Raw genomic sequence first — 14,978 nt, 5'->3', positions numbered from 1 at the left:
AACGTTCGCCGCGCCCGAGGGTGTGCGTGCCCGTGCGTTCGGCTCGCGCACCCCGCAGTGTGGCGGGGGCAAAAACCCCGGCAGCGGCAGTCCGTGCCGCCCCGTCATGCCGTGGTGGTCGGTGTCACTCCGGAGCACCGATCGCGGTAGGGTCGGATGTGGTCGGGGACATCCCTAACAGCTTTCGCCGGTGTCTTTACCGGCGCACCAACGAGGAGATCGGTTCGTGACGATCCGCGTAGGCATCAACGGCTTCGGCCGCATCGGACGTAACTACTTCCGCGCGCTGCTGGAGCAGGGTGCGGACATCGAGATCGTCGGTGTCAACGACCTGACCGACAACGCGACCCTGGTGCACCTGCTGAAGTACGACAGCATCCTGGGCCGCCTCAAGCAGGACGTCAGCCACACCGACGACACGATCACGGTGGGCAACCAGACCTTCAAGACCATGGCGGAGCGCGACCCGGCCCAGCTCCCCTGGGGCGAGCTCGGCGCGGACGTCGTCGTCGAGTCCACCGGTATCTTCACCAAGCGCGAGGACGCGGCCAAGCACCTGGCCGCCGGCGCGAAGAAGGTCCTCATCTCGGCCCCGGCCAAGGACGAGGACATCACCGTCGTCATGGGCGTCAACCAGGACCAGTACGACCCGGCCCGGCACGACGTCATCTCCAACGCCTCCTGCACCACCAACTGTGTGGCGCCGATGGCCAAGGTCATGGACGAGAACTTCGGTGTCGTCAAGGGCATGATGACGACCGTCCACGCCTACACCAACGACCAGCGCATCCTGGACTTCCCGCACAAGGACCTGCGCCGCGCGCGTGCCGCCGCCGAGAACATCATTCCCACCTCGACCGGCGCCGCGAAGGCCACCGCTCTCGTCCTCCCGCAGCTGAAGGGCAAGCTGGACGGCATCGCCATGCGCGTGCCCGTCCCCACCGGTTCGGTGACCGACCTGGTCTTCGAGGTGGAGCGCGAGACCACCGCCGAGGAGATCAACGCCGCCTTCCAGAAGGCCGCCCAGGGCCAGCTGAAGGGTGTGCTGGAGTACACGGAGGACGCGATCGTCTCCTCCGACATCGTCAACTGGCCCGCCTCCTGCACCTTCGACTCGCAGCTCACGATGGTGCAGGGCAAGCAGGTCAAGATCGTCGGCTGGTACGACAACGAGTGGGGCTACTCGAACCGCCTCGTCGACCTCACCACCTACGTCGGCGGCAAGCTCTGATCACTGGCTGAACCGAGCCAGAGCGCCAACCGCCGCAGACCGCCGCGCAAGTGGCATGACACCAGGGCTCGCAGGGCGCGCTGACACGCGCCGTGCGGGCCCTGGCCCGTGTGGGCCCGGCCCCGGTTACGAGGGTCCGATTTCCAAGGAGCCGATACAAAAGATGAAGACGATCGATGAACTCATCGACGAGGGCGTGGCGGGCAAGCGGGTCTTCGTCCGCGCCGATCTGAACGTTCCGCTCGACGGGTCCGTCATCACCGACGACGGCCGCATCCGCGCCGCCGTACCGACGGTCCGCAAGCTGGCCGAGGCGGGGGCGCGCGTCGTCGTCGCCTCGCACCTGGGCCGGCCGAAGGGCGCCCCGGACCCGCAGTTCTCGCTGCGTCCGGCCGCCGAGCGGCTGGGTGAACTCCTCGGCGCCCAGGTCGCGTTCGCGACCGACACCGTGGGGGACAGCGCGAAGGCCACCGTCGCCGCCATGGCCGACGGCGAGGTCACGCTGCTGGAGAACCTCCGCTTCAACGCCGGTGAGACCAGCAAGGACGACGCCGAGCGGGGCGCCTTCGCGGACGAACTCGCCACTCTCGCCGACCTTTACGTCGGCGACGGCTTCGGCGCGGTGCACCGCAAGCACGCCTCGGTCTACGACCTCCCGGCCCGTCTCCCGCACGCCGCGGGCGGACTCATCGCCACCGAGGTCGGTGTGCTCAAGAAGCTCACCGAGAACGTCGAGCGGCCGTACGCGGTGGTGCTCGGCGGCGCCAAGGTCTCCGACAAGCTCGCCGTGATCGAGCACCTGCTGGAGCGCGCGGACCGGATCCTCATCGGCGGCGGCATGGCGTACACCTTCCTCAAGGCGCGCGGCCACGAGGTCGGCAAGTCGCTGCTGCAGGAGGACCAGATCCCGGCCGTCCAGGGGTACCTGAAGCGGGCCGAGGAGCGCGGCGTCGAGTTCGTGCTTCCGGTGGACGTGCTGGCCTCGGCCGACTTCCCGGACCTGAAGACCAAGGCCCCGGCGCACCCGGCCACCGTCGCGGCGGACGCGATCCCGGCCGACCTGGAGGGCCTCGACATCGGCCCCGAGACCCGTAAGCTCTACGCCGCGAAGCTCCAGGACGCGGCCACGGTCTTCTGGAACGGACCGATGGGCGTGTTCGAGCACCCGGACTACGCCGAGGGCACCAGGGCCGTCGCCCAGGGCCTGTTGGACAGCCCGGCCTTCACCGTCGTCGGCGGTGGCGACAGCGCCGCCGCCGTCCGGCTGCTGGGCTTCGACGAGAACGCGTTCGGCCACATCTCGACCGGTGGCGGGGCGAGCCTCGAATACCTCGAGGGCAAGACGCTCCCCGGCCTCGCCGCGCTGGAGAACTGACAACCGCTCCGCGGAACACGACCCCCGCCCGCGCCGCGCACCGCGCGGGCGGAGATGCACACGAAAGGACGGGTATGAGCACCCGCACCCCGCTGATGGCGGGCAACTGGAAGATGAACCTCAACCACCTCGAGGCCATCGCCCACGTCCAGAAGCTCGCCTTCGCCCTGTCGGACAAGGACTTCGACGCCGTCGAGGTCGCCGTCCTGACCCCGTTCACCGACCTGCGTTCCGTCCAGACGCTGGTCGACGGCGACAAGCTGAAGATCAAGTACGGCGCCCAGGACATCTCGGCGCACGAGGCCGGCGCGTACACCGGTGAGATCTCCGGTCCGATGCTGGCCAAGCTGAACTGCGCTTACGTCGCGATCGGCCACTCCGAGCGCCGCCAGTACCACGGCGAGGACGAGCCGCTGGTCAACGCCAAGGTCAAGGCCGCGTTCAAGAACGAGCTGACCCCGATCCTGTGCGTCGGCGAGGAGCTGTCGGTGCGCGAGGCGGGCGAGCACGTCCCGCACACCCTCGCGCAGGTCGACGGCGCGCTGAAGGACGTCCCGGCCGGGCAGGCCGAGACGATCGTGATCGCGTACGAGCCGGTGTGGGCCATCGGCACGGGCAAGACCTGCGGTGCCGCCGACGCGCAGGAGGTGTGCGGTGCGATCCGCGCCCGCCTCGCGGAGCTGTACAGCCAGGAGCTGGCCGACAAGGTGCGTATCCAGTACGGCGGTTCGGTCAAGTCCGGGAACGTCGCCGAGATCATGGCGCAGCCCGACATCGACGGCGCGCTGGTCGGCGGTGCCGCGCTGGACACCGACGAGTTCGTGAAGATCGTCCGCTTCCGCGATCAGTAACGTATGACGGCGGGCAGCCCGCCGTCGTACCCTGGCGGGGGCCGGACAGCGTGAGCCGTCCGGTCCCCGCCGCGCAGCAGCCACTGCCGTGGCGCACCCCGGCGCGCGGGCCGTGCCGGAAGAAATCCGTCAGCGTCGCCTATCAGTCCGAGAGAGTTGGTCCAGCCGTGGTTATGGGGTTCTCTATCGCCCTCCTTGTGTTCAGCGCCCTGCTGGGGCTGCTGGTCCTGATGCACAAGGGGAAGGGCGGCGGCCTCTCCGACATGTTCGGTGGCGGCATGCAGTCCTCCGTCGGCGGCTCCTCGGTCGCCGAGCGCAACCTCGACCGGATCACCGTCGTCGTCGGCCTGATCTGGTTCGCCATCATCGTCGTGCTCGGGCTGCTGATGAAGCTCGGCTGACGTCCGGCTCTGCCCCTGCGCGGGACGCTCCCTCCCGGGACGCGGTCCGTCACCCGACGGCGCAGAGCCCTCCACGCCCGGCTGGGCGCGGCCTATCATGAGGTCTCGCGTCCGGAGCCGACAGCAGTAACTCCGGTCACCGGGCGCGCGTTGGGCCCTGGGAACGCCAGGGCGCCCGCGGCGAGGCAGCGGCTTCGGGCCTGGCCGCACCATCAGGCAGGGAGTTACGACCGTGGCAAGTGGCAACGCGATCCGGGGAAGCCGGGTCGGAGCGGGGCCGATGGGGGAGGCCGAGCGAGGCGATTCGGCACCTCGCCTCCGCGTCTCCTTCTGGTGCTCCAACGGGCACGAGACCCAGCCGAGCTTCGCCGGCGACGCGGAGGTTCCCGAGACCTGGGACTGTCCCCGCTGCGGCTTCCCGGCGGGCAAGGAGCGGGAGAACCCGCCGGATCCGCCGCGTACCGAGCCGTACAAGACGCATCTCGCCTACGTACGGGAGCGGCGCAGCGACGAGGACGGTGAGGCGATCCTCGCCGAGGCCCTCGCCAAGCTTCGCGGCGAGATCTGAACCGTGATCAGACGACGGCCCCGGCGCCACCGCACACGCGGTGCGCGCCGGGGCCGTCGATCATTTAGGTTGGAGAGCAGCGGGGTACGTACGAGAAGAATGGGCTGATTCCGTCAGATGAACGCAGAGAGCAGCAGCGCCAGTTACGGCCGCACCCGGCTCGACCGGCTTCCCGAGTGGAAAGCTCTGGCCGGGCACCGGGACGAGATCGGTGAGACACATCTGCGTACGCTCTTCGACCGGGACCCGGCCCGTGCCGAGCGGTACGGCGTCACGGTCGGGGACCTGCATCTCGACTACTCCAAGCACCTCGTCACCGACGAGACGCTCCGCCTGCTGCGCGCCCTCGCCCAGGCCACGGACGTGGCCGGGCTGCGGGACGCGATGTTCCGCGGCGAGAAGATCAACGTCACCGAGCAGCGCGCCGTGCTGCACACCGCGCTGCGCACGCCCGAGTCGGCCACCGTCGAGGTGGACGGCGAGAACGTGGTGCCCAAGGTGCACTCGGTGCTGCGGAAGATGGGCGTCTTCGCGGACAAGGTGCGCAGCGGCCAGTGGAAGGGCCACACCGGCAAGCGCATCCGCACGGTGGTGAACATCGGGATCGGCGGCTCGGACCTCGGGCCCGCCATGGCGTACGAGGCCCTGCGCCCGTACAGCATGCGGGAGTTGGACTTCCGCTTCGTCTCCAACGTGGACGGTTCCGATCTGCACGAGGCCGTGCGCGACCTCGACCCTGCCGAGACGCTGTTCATCGTCGCCTCCAAGACCTTCACCACGATCGAGACGATCACCAACGCGAAGGCGGCCCGTGCGTGGCTGCTGGACGGGCTCGGCGCGGTGGGCGGGGACAACGAGGAAGCGGTGGCGAAGCACTTCGTCGCGGTGTCCACGAACGCCGAGAAGGTCGCCGAGTTCGGCATCGACACCGACAACATGTTCGCCTTCTGGGACTGGGTCGGCGGCCGTTACTCGTACGACTCGGCCATCGGTCTCTCGCTGATGGTGGCCATCGGTCCGGACCACTTCCACAGCATGCTCGCCGGGTTCCACCTCATGGACGAGCACTTCCGCACCGCCCCGCCGGAGCGGAACGCGCCGATGCTGCTGGGCCTGCTCGGTGTCTGGTACGGCGGGTTCTTCGACGCGCAGTCGCACGCGGTGCTGCCGTACAGCCACTACCTGTCCAAGTTCACCGCGTACCTCCAGCAGTTGGACATGGAGTCCAACGGGAAGTCCACCGACCGCGAGGGCAACCCCGTCGACTGGCAGACGGGGCCGGTGGTCTGGGGCACGCCGGGCACCAACGGGCAGCACGCGTACTACCAGTTGCTGCACCAGGGCACCCGGATGATCCCGGCCGACCTGATCGGCTTCGCCCGTCCCGTCGCCGAACTCGGTGACCTCGCGGGCCAGCACGACCTGCTGATGGCCAATCTCTTCGCGCAGGGCCAGGCGCTGGCCTTCGGCAAGACGGCCGAGGAGGTACGGGCCGAGGGCGTCGCCGAGGAGCAGGTGCCGCACCGCACCTTCCGCGGCAACCACCCGACGACCACCATCCTCGCCGAGGAGCTGACGCCGGGCGTGCTGGGCCAGTTGGTCGCGCTGTACGAGCACAAGGTGTTCGTGCAGGGCGCCGTGTGGAACATCGACAGCTTCGACCAGTGGGGCGTCGAGCTCGGCAAGGTCCTCGCCAAGCGGCTGGAGCCGGCGCTGACGGACGGCGAGCGGGTCGAGGGCCTGGACGCCTCCACCGCCGCGCTCGTGGAGCGGTACCGGACGCTGCGGGGCCGCTGAACTCGCGGTTCCGCCTGAAGCGACGACGAGGGCCCGTGACACCGTCGGTGGTGTCACGGGCCCTCGGCTTGGCCTGGTGCCGTCAGGAAGCCGGCGGATACAGGTCCGACGGCAGCTGTGAGGCCGCCGGTTCGTCCAGCAGCCACAGGGTCCGCTCGCGGCCCTGTGCGCCGGCCGCCGGGGCCTGCACCTCGCCCGCGCCGGAGAGCGCCATCGCCGCCGCGTTGGCCTTGTCCTCGCCGGCGGCGAGCAGCCACACCTCGCGGGCCGCGCGGATGGCGCGGAGCGTGAGCGAGACGCGGACGGGCGGCGGCTTGGGCGCCCCGTGCACGCCGACGACCGTGCGCTCGGTCTCCCGCACCCCGGGGTGCTCGGGGAAGAGCGAGGCCACGTGCGTGTCCGGGCCGACGCCCAGCATCAGCACGTCGAAGGACGGCACCGGGCCGTGGTCCTCCGGCCGTGCCGCCGCGGCGAGTTCGGCGGCGTACGCCTCGGCCGCGGCCTCGACGTCCGCACCGTACGCGCCGTCCGACGGGGCCATGACGTGCAGCCGCGAGGGGTCGAGCGGGACGGAGTCCAGCAGGGCGGCACGGGCCTGGGTGACGTTCCGCTCCGGGTCGCCCTCGGGCAGGAAGCGTTCGTCGCCCCACCACAGGTCGATCCGGGACCAGTCCACGGAGTCCCGCGCGGGGGACTCCGCGAGCGCGGCCAGGACGCCGTTGCCGTTCCGCCCGCCGGTGAGGACGACGGACGCGCTGCCGCGTGCCGTCTGCGCGTCGACGATCCGGGCGATCAGGCGTGCCGCCGTGGCCCGGGCCATCTCCTCCTTGTCGTGGTGGACGACGACCTGCGGGGTGGAGGTCACGAGCCGGCCCCCTGCCCGCCGGACTTCTTGCCCGCCGGCTTCTTCGCCGCGGCCTTCTTCGGCGCGGGCGCCGAAGCCTGCGAACTCTCCGAAGCCTCGGCGGACTTCGCGGCCGGCTCGGCGGCGCCCGTCCCCGAGTCGGCCGGGGCCGGGTCCGCCGGAATCGGCGCGGAGGGCGAACTCCCCGCGCCGGCGAGGCGGTTCACGCCGTACCGGACGGCCGCGGCGTACGCCTCGTCCGGGTCGAGCCGGCGCAGCTCCTCGGCGATCAGCTCGGCCGTGGTGCGGCGGTGCAGTGCCACGTGCCGGTCCGGCTGGCCCGGGACGGCGAGCTCGGCGAGCTGGCCGTCGGCGCGGTCCAGGCAGATCTCGCCGTCCCCGGCGTCCATCCGTACGGCCGTGATGCCCGGGCCCTCGGTGACCCGGCGCTCGACTGGGATGGCGAGGCGATCCGCGAGCCACAGGGCCAGCAGTTCGGTCGAGGGGTTGTACTCCTCGCCCTCCACCACCGCGGACTTGATCCTGGTGCGCTTCTGGTCGAGCGAGGAGGCGAGGATGCTGCGCCACGGGGTGATCCGGGTCCAGGACAGGTCCGTGTCACCCGGCGCGTAGGTCTCCCCGCGCAGGGCCAGCGCCCCGACCGGGTCCTCGGTGGCCGCCGCGTCGGTGATCCGGCGCTGCGCCAGCGTGCCCAGCTTGTCGTCCGAGGGGTGCTCGGGCGCGTCCTCGGGCCACCAGACGACGACGGGCGCGTCCGGCAGCAGCAGCGGCAGCACCACGCTGTACGAGTGCGAGGCGAGTTCGCCGTGCAGGCGGAGCAGGATGATCTCGCCCGAGCCCGCGTCGCTGCCCATCCGGACCTCGGCGTCGAGCCGTGCCTTCGCGCGGTCGCGGGGCGAGCGCCCGGGGCGCCGCACCACGACGAGGATGCGCGAGGGGTGTTCCTTGGACGCCTCGCTGGCGGCCTTGAGCGCGTCGTAGTGGTTGCCCTCGTCGGTGACGATGACGAGGGTGAGCACCATGCCGACGGCGGGGGAGCCCGCCGCCCTGCGCGCCTCGACCAGGGAGGCGTTGATCTGGCTGGAGGTGGTGTCCGTGAGATCGATGTTCATGGCCGGCGCCAGCTCCGTCCGTCGCGTGCCAGCATCTCGTCGGCGGCCTGGGGGCCCCAGGTCCCGGCGGGGTACTGCTCGGGCTTCCCGTGCTCGTCCCAGTACTCCTCGACCGGGTCGAGGATCTCCCAGGAGCGCTCGACCTCCTGGTGGCGCGGGAAGAGGTTCGCGTCGCCCAGCAGGACGTCGAGGATGAGCCGCTCGTACGCCTCGGGGCTGGACTCGGTGAAGGACTCGCCGTACGCGAAGTCCATCGTCACGTCCCGGATCTCCATCTGGGTGCCGGGCACCTTGGAGCCGAAGCGGATGGTGACGCCCTCGTCCGGCTGGACCCGGATGACGAGCGCGTTCTGGCCCAGCTCCTGGGTGTCCGTCGCGCCGAACGGCGAGTGCGGGGCGCGCTGGAAGACGACCGCGATCTCGGTGACGCGGCGCCCGAGGCGCTTGCCGGTACGCAGGTAGAAGGGGACGCCCGCCCAGCGGCGGTTGTCGATCTCCAGCCGGACCGCCGCGTAGGTGTCGGTCTTCGACTCGGGGTCGATGCCCTCTTCCTCCAGGTACCCCTGCACCTTGTGGCCGCCCTGCCAGCCCGCGGCGTACTGCCCGCGGACCGTGTGCTTGCCCAGGTCGCTCGGGAGCCGGACGGCGTTGAGCACCTTCAGCTTCTCGGTGACCAGCGCCTTGGCGTGGAAGGAGGCGGGCTCCTCCATGGCGGTGAGCGCGAGGAGTTGGAGCAGGTGGTTCTGGATGACGTCGCGTGCGGAGCCGATGCCGTCGTAGTAGCCGGCGCGGCCGCCGATGCCGATGTCCTCGGCCATCGTGATCTGCACGTGGTCGACGTAACTGCGGTTCCACAGCGGCTCGAACATCGTGTTGGCGAAGCGGAGCGCCAGGATGTTCTGGACCGTCTCCTTGCCCAGGTAGTGGTCGATGCGGAAGACCTGGTCGGGCTTGAAGACGCCGTGCACGACGGAGTTGAGCTCCTGCGCGCTCTTCAGGTCGTGGCCGAACGGCTTCTCGATGACGGCCCGACGCCAGGAGTCCTGGCCGCCGTCGGACAGCCCGTGCTTCTTCAGCTGGGAGACGACGGTGGGGAAGAACTTCGGGGGCACGGAGAGGTAGAAGGCGAAATTGCCGCCCGTGCCGCGGGACTTGTCGAGTTCCTCGATGGTGGCCTTGAGGTTCTCGAACGCCTCGTCGTCGTCGAAGACGCCCGGTACGAACCGCATGCCCTCGGCGAGCTGCTGCCAGACCTCCTCACGGAAGGGGGTGCGCGCGTGCTCCTTGACCGCGTCGTGCACGACCTGCGCGAAGTCCTGGTCCTCCCAGTCGCGCCGGGCGAAGCCGACGAGGGAGAATCCCGGGGGCAGCAGGCCGCGGTTGGCGAGGTCGTAAACCGCGGGCATCAGCTTTTTGCGTGACAAATCGCCCGTGACGCCGAAAATGACCAGGCCCGACGGCCCCGCGATACGCGGGAGCCGTCGGTCCTGCACGTCACGCAGCGGATTGGCTGCGTCGCTCAACTCGCTTACGCCTCCTTCGGCGCGAGACGCTTCAGCTCGGCCTCGGTGGAGGAGAGCAGGTCGTTCCAGGCCGCCTCGAACTTCTCGACGCCCTCGTCCTCCAGCACCCGCACCACGTCGTTGTAGTCGACGCCCGCCTTGGCCACGCCGTCCAGCACGGCCTGCGCGTCGGCGTAGGAGCCGGTGACGGTGTCGCCGGTGATCTCACCGTGGTCGCCGGTGGCCTCCAGCGTCGCCTCGGGCATGGTGTTGACCGTGTTCGGCGCGACCAGCTCGGTGACGTAGAGGGTGTCCGGCAGCGCCGGGTCCTTCACGCCGGTGGAGGCCCACAGCGGACGCTGCGCGTTGGCACCCGCGCGGCTCAGCGCCTGCCAGCGGTCGGAGGCGATGACCTCCTCGTACGCCTGGTACGCCAGGCGCGCGTTGGCCAGCGCTGCCTTGCTCTTGAGGGCCGCGGCCTCCTCGGAGCCGGTGGCCTCCAGGCGCTTGTCGATCTCGGTGTCGACGCGGGAGACGAAGAAGGACGCCACCGAGTGGATCTGCGAGAGGTCCAGGCCCAGCGACTTGGCCTTCTCCAGACCGGCCAGGTACGCGTCCATGACCTCGCGGTAGCGCTCCAGCGAGAAGATCAGCGTGACGTTGACGCTGATGCCCTTGCCGATCGTCTCGGTGATCGCCGGGAGGCCCGCCTTGGTGGCCGGGATCTTGATGAAGGTGTTCGGACGGTCCACCAGCCACGCCAGCTGGCGGGCCTCGGCCACCGTCGCACGGGTGTTGTGCGCCAGCCGCGGGTCGACCTCGATGGAGACCCGGCCGTCCTTGCCGCCGGTCGCGTCGAAGACCGGGCGCAGCACGTCGGCCGCGTCCCGCACGTCCGCCGTCGTGATCATGCGGATGGCTTCCTCGACGGTGACGCCGCGCGCCGCCAGGTCCGCCAGCTGCTGCTCGTACCCGTCACCGGACGAGATGGCCTTCTGGAAGATGGACGGGTTGGTCGTGACGCCCACCACGTGCTGCTCGTCGATGAGCTCGCCGAGGTTGCCCGACGTGATGCGCTGCCGGGACAGGTCGTCCAGCCAGATCGCCACGCCCTCGTCGGAGAGGCGCTTGAGTGCGTCTGTCATGGGAATTGCATCTCCTGCTGTGTTGGAGCTTTCGCAGCCGCACGCATGCCGTACGGCTGTACGGATCGTGGGCCGTGGTCAGCCGGCCGCGGCGGCGAGGGAGCTCTTCGCCGCCTCGACGACCGCCTCCGGCGTGAAGCCGAACTCGCGGAAGAGGACCTTCGCGTCGGCGGAGGCACCGAAGTGCTCCAGCGAGACGACCCGGCCCGCGTCGCCCACGAACCGGTGCCAGGTCAGCGCGACTCCGGCCTCGACGGCGACCCGCGCCCGCACCGAGGGCGGCAGCACGCTGTCGCGGTAGGACTGGTCCTGCTCCTCGAACCACTCGACGCAGGGCATCGACACGACGCGCGCCGGAACACCCTGCTGCCGCAGCGTCTCCCGGGCGGCGACGGCCAGCTGGACCTCGGAGCCGGTGCCGATCAGCACCACCTGCGGCGTCGTGCTGCGACCCTCGGCGTCCTCGGCCTCGAACAGGACGTAACCGCCCTTGGCCGCGTCCTGGTTGGCCTCGTACGTCGGCACGCCCTGGCGGGTGAGGGCGAGGCCGTGCGGGGCCGGCTTGGTGGCGTGCCGCTTGAGCACCTCGCCCCAGGCGATGGCCGTCTCGTTGGCGTCGGCGGGGCGGACCATGTTGAGACCGGGGATGGTGCGCAGCGCCGCCATGTGCTCGACGGGTTGGTGCGTCGGGCCGTCCTCGCCCAGACCGATGGAGTCGTGCGTCCACACGTAGGTGACCGGCGTCTCCATCAGCGCCGCGAGGCGGACCGCCGGGCGCATGTAGTCGGCGAAGGTGAGGAACGTGCCGCCGTAGACACGGGTGTTGCCGTGCAGCGCGATGCCGTTCATGGCGGCGCCCATGGCGTGCTCGCGGATGCCGAAGTGCACCGTGCGGCCGTACGGGTCGGCGCCCGGCAGCGGGTTGCCCTCCGGGAGGAAGGAACTCTTCGCGAACGAGGTGTTGTTGGAGCCGGCGAGGTCGGCGGAGCCGCCCCACAGCTCGGGGATGACCGGGCCGAGCGCCTTGAGCACCGAACCGGACGCCTTGCGGGTGGCGACGGACTCGCCGGCCTCGAAGACCGGCAGCGCCGACTCCCAGCCCTCCGGCAGCTCACCGGCGCGGATGCGGTCGAACTCGGCGGCCCGCTCCGGGTTCGCGCGGCGCCACTCGGCGAACTGCTTGTCCCAGCGCTCGTGCGCCTCGCGGCCGCGCTCGACGGCGCCGCGGACGTGCTCGAAGACCGCGTCCGAGACCTCGAAGTCCCGCTCGGGGTCGAAGCCGAGGACCTTCTTGGTCGCCGCGACCTCCTCGGTGCCCAGCGCCGAGCCGTGCGCGGCCTCGGTGTTCTGCGCGTTCGGCGCGGGCCAGGCGATGATCGAGCGGGCCGCGATGAACGACGGGCGCGCGGTCTCCTCCTGCGCGGCCTTCAGTGCGGCGTGCAGGCCGACCGGGTCGAGGTCGCCGTTCGGCAGCTGCTCGACGCGCTGCACGTGCCAGCCGTAGGACTCGTACCGCTTGAGGGTGTCCTCGGAGATCGCGGTCTCGGTGTCGCCCTCGATGGAGATGTGGTTGTCGTCCCACAGCATCACGAGGTTGCCGAGCTTCTGGTGCCCGGCGAGCGACGACGCCTCGGCGGAGACGCCCTCCTGGAGGCAGCCGTCACCGGCGATGACCCAGATCGTCTGGTCGAAGGGGGACTCGCCCGGGGCGGCGTCCGGGTCGAAGAGGCCGCGCTCGTAGCGGGAGGCCATGGCCATGCCGACGGCGTTGGCGACGCCCTGGCCCAGCGGGCCCGTGGTCGTCTCGACGCCGGTGGTGTGGCCGAACTCCGGGTGGCCCGGGGTCTTGCTGCCCCAGGTGCGGAACGCCTTCAGGTCGTCCAGCTCCAGGCCGTAACCCGCCATGTAGAGCTGGATGTAGAGGGTCAGGCTGGAGTGCCCGGCCGAGAGGATGAAGCGGTCGCGGCCGGTCCACTCCGCGTCGGTGGGGTCGTGCCGCATCATCTTCTGGAACAGAAGGTAGGCCGCGGGAGCCAGGCTCATGGCCGTGCCGGGGTGGCCGTTGCCGACCTTCTGCACGGAGTCCATGGCCAGGACGCGGACGGTGTCGACAGCCCGCTGGTCCAGTTCGGTCCACTCAAGGTCTGTGGTGGTCGGCTTGGTGCTCACCCTGCGTCAGGGCTCCTCTCCACATGTCTTCGATAGCCGGTGTCTCTGCGCTCACCGGGCCACATCGAGCGTACCCCGCACGGGGCGTGCGGCTTTTCGAGTGCTCGCAGTGTGGGCGTCCCTTCGCTGCGGGCAACCAAATCGGGGCAAGTCGTATTCCTGGCAGGGGGTTCGCGTGCTTCCTGCGCACCGCCGTGCTCACCTGCTTTCCGGGTGCGCGCGCGCACGCTCACGTGTGCGCGCACAGCGGGGGCGCGCACCCCTCCCACCCGCTCCCGTCCGCGTGCACGGAGAGTGACCTCCGGGCGTGCCGCGGCCGGTGACCGGCACCGGAGCCGCCCCGACCGGCGGTCCGGGCGCCCGGGTCAACACGGGTGACCCCCGCGCGGGACGAGATACCCGCGGCGTCTAAAGTGGCGTGGTACGCGCGAGCTTTACCGGGTCTTCACGCCCGGGCTCGCTTGTTCTTGAGTGATCAGGGGTGTTCGTGACGGCCGTCGAATCCCGTCCTGCGGGGGTGCTCGACAACAGCACCGCGCGCCGGCCAATTGGCGCTCGGGTCAAGGCGTTCATCGCGCTGACCAAGCCGCGCATCATCGAGCTGCTGCTCATCACGACGATCCCCGTGATGTTCCTGGCGGCGCAGGGGGTGCCCAACCTCAAGCTGGTGGTGATCACCACCGTCGGCGGCTATCTGTCCGCGGGTGGCGCCAACGCGCTGAACATGTACATCGACCGGGACATCGACGCGCTCATGCACCGCACCGAGCAGCGTCCGCTCGTCACCGGGATCGTCTCCCCGCGCGAGTGCCTCGCGTTCGGCATCTCGCTGGCGGTCGTCTCGACGCTGCTGTTCGGATTCCTCGTCAACTGGCTTTCCGCGGCACTGGCGTTGGGCGCGCTGCTGTTCTACGTGCTCGTCTACACGATGCTGCTGAAGCGCCGCACCTCGCAGAACATCGTGTGGGGCGGCATCGCGGGCTGCATGCCCGTCCTGATCGGCTGGTCGGCGGTCCGGAACGAGATCAGCTGGGCGCCGGTCATCCTCTTCCTCGTCATCTTCTTCTGGACGCCGCCGCACTACTGGCCGCTGTCGATGAAGGTGAAGGACGACTACGAGCGGGTCGGCGTGCCGATGCTCCCGGTCATCGCCACCAACACCGTCGTCGCGAAGCAGATCGTGCTCTACAGCTGGGTGATGGTCGGCGTCTCGCTGCTGCTGTGGCCGCTGGGCTACGTCGGCTGGTTCTACCCGCTGGTGGCCGTGCTGGCCGGCGGCTGGTGGCTGTGGGAGGCGCACGCGCTGCTCGCCCGCGCCAAGGCCGAGGTGACGGGCTCCAAGCTCAAGGAGATGCGGCTGTTCCACTGGTCCATCACCTACGTCTCGCTGCTCTTCGTCGCGGTCGCGGTGGACCCCTTCCTCCGCTGAGCAGGCTGAGCCGCCGCCTTCCCGAGACATACGGACGGGGCCCGGAACGTGATCACGTTCCGGGCCCCGTCCGTATGTACGGCTCGGCGGTCAGCCGTTGGACGGGCCGCCGATCTGGATCCCGGCCATCCGGCTCCACTCGTACGGGCCGGTGCGCACCTTCTCCGCCATCTCGCCGTCGAAGCCGTCCCGGACGGTGATGCCGGCGCGCTCGGTGGCCTGCCGGGCGACCTCGACCGAGGGCGCCATCAGGTCGCCCCACTCGCCGTTCGCGCCGACGAGGGCGATCCGGGCGCCGACCTGGCCGACGTAGGCGATCTGCCCCTCGGCGCTCCCGCCGTGCCCCTTGGCGAACGCGGTGATCTCCTTGGCGAGCTTGGCCGCCTTCTTGCTGCTGTCTGCCATGCCCCTGATGCTACCGACGGGTAAACCCCCTGGCGAGAGGCCGTCCCGCCGCGAGACCGACGCCACACACCGTCGCGGCCCCGGCACACAGGGCCCCGACACCCCGTAGCCTCCCGGCCGTTAGACCC

The 14,978-nt window shown here is 70.4% G+C and carries 13 protein-coding genes; 7 read left to right on the top strand and 6 right to left on the bottom strand.

The annotated features are described in order from the left end of the window. Positions 1–226: 226 nt before the first annotated feature. From gap to pgi, 6 genes are all read left to right on the top strand, one after another. Complete coding sequence (gene gap / locus HCC30_RS09550) at positions 227–1,231, top strand: type I glyceraldehyde-3-phosphate dehydrogenase (protein ID WP_169441988.1); 1,005 nt, start codon at positions 227–229, stop codon at positions 1,229–1,231. A gap of 163 nt (positions 1,232–1,394) precedes the next feature. Continuing rightward, positions 1,395–2,606, top strand: a complete 1,212-nt coding sequence (locus tag HCC30_RS09545; RefSeq protein ID WP_169441987.1) for a phosphoglycerate kinase — start codon at positions 1,395–1,397, stop codon at positions 2,604–2,606. Positions 2,607–2,680: 74 nt separating this feature from the next. After that, a complete protein-coding gene (tpiA, locus tag HCC30_RS09540; protein WP_169441986.1) occupies positions 2,681–3,457 on the top strand; it encodes a triose-phosphate isomerase in 777 nt (258 codons plus the stop codon). 173 nt (positions 3,458–3,630) lie between these two features. Next, entirely contained in the window at positions 3,631–3,858 is a 228-nt protein-coding gene (gene secG, locus HCC30_RS09535) for a preprotein translocase subunit SecG (RefSeq protein WP_169441985.1), read from the top strand. Positions 3,859–4,090: 232 nt separating this feature from the next. After that, positions 4,091–4,426, top strand: a complete 336-nt coding sequence (locus HCC30_RS09530) for an RNA polymerase-binding protein RbpA (RefSeq protein ID WP_169441984.1) — start codon at positions 4,091–4,093, stop codon at positions 4,424–4,426. 117 nt (positions 4,427–4,543) lie between these two features. Next, positions 4,544–6,223, top strand: coding sequence for a glucose-6-phosphate isomerase (pgi, locus tag HCC30_RS09525; RefSeq protein WP_169441983.1), 1,680 nt, complete (start codon positions 4,544–4,546; stop codon positions 6,221–6,223). A gap of 82 nt (positions 6,224–6,305) precedes the next feature. Here pgi and pgl read toward each other — a convergent pair whose 3' ends face one another. From pgl to tkt, 5 genes are all read right to left on the bottom strand, one after another. Next, the gene (gene pgl, locus HCC30_RS09520; RefSeq protein ID WP_169441982.1) at positions 6,306–7,088 is read right to left on the bottom strand and encodes a 6-phosphogluconolactonase; all 783 of its coding nucleotides are present in this window, start codon (positions 7,086–7,088) and stop codon (positions 6,306–6,308) included. Continuing rightward, positions 7,085–8,200 (bottom strand): glucose-6-phosphate dehydrogenase assembly protein OpcA, encoded by a 1,116-nt coding sequence (opcA, locus tag HCC30_RS09515; protein ID WP_169441981.1) that lies wholly within the window; start codon positions 8,198–8,200, stop codon positions 7,085–7,087. The genes pgl and opcA overlap by 4 nt, the downstream gene beginning before the upstream one ends. Next, entirely contained in the window at positions 8,197–9,723 is a 1,527-nt protein-coding gene (gene zwf / locus HCC30_RS09510; RefSeq protein ID WP_169441980.1) for a glucose-6-phosphate dehydrogenase, read from the bottom strand. Before zwf ends, opcA begins: the two co-directional genes overlap by 4 nt. 5 nt (positions 9,724–9,728) lie before the next feature. Further along, positions 9,729–10,847, bottom strand: coding sequence for a transaldolase (gene tal, locus HCC30_RS09505; RefSeq protein ID WP_169441979.1), 1,119 nt, complete (start codon positions 10,845–10,847; stop codon positions 9,729–9,731). Between the two features lie 78 nt (positions 10,848–10,925). Next, entirely contained in the window at positions 10,926–13,016 is a 2,091-nt protein-coding gene (gene tkt / locus HCC30_RS09500; RefSeq protein WP_169441978.1) for a transketolase, read from the bottom strand. A gap of 481 nt (positions 13,017–13,497) precedes the next feature. Here tkt and HCC30_RS09495 point away from each other — a divergent pair, with 481 nt between their 5' ends. Then, the gene (locus tag HCC30_RS09495) at positions 13,498–14,445 is read left to right on the top strand and encodes a heme o synthase (protein WP_169441977.1); all 948 of its coding nucleotides are present in this window, start codon (positions 13,498–13,500) and stop codon (positions 14,443–14,445) included. A 90-nt stretch (positions 14,446–14,535) separates the two neighbouring features. Here HCC30_RS09495 and HCC30_RS09490 read toward each other — a convergent pair whose 3' ends face one another. Next, entirely contained in the window at positions 14,536–14,850 is a 315-nt protein-coding gene (locus HCC30_RS09490; protein WP_169441976.1) for a hypothetical protein, read from the bottom strand. Between the last annotated feature and the right edge of the window lie 128 nt (positions 14,851–14,978).

This window comes from Streptomyces sp. HNM0574, from assembly GCF_012726235.1.
Classification (GTDB): domain Bacteria; phylum Actinomycetota; class Actinomycetes; order Streptomycetales; family Streptomycetaceae; genus Streptomyces.
This window is presented reverse-complemented; position numbering and strand designations above follow the sequence as displayed.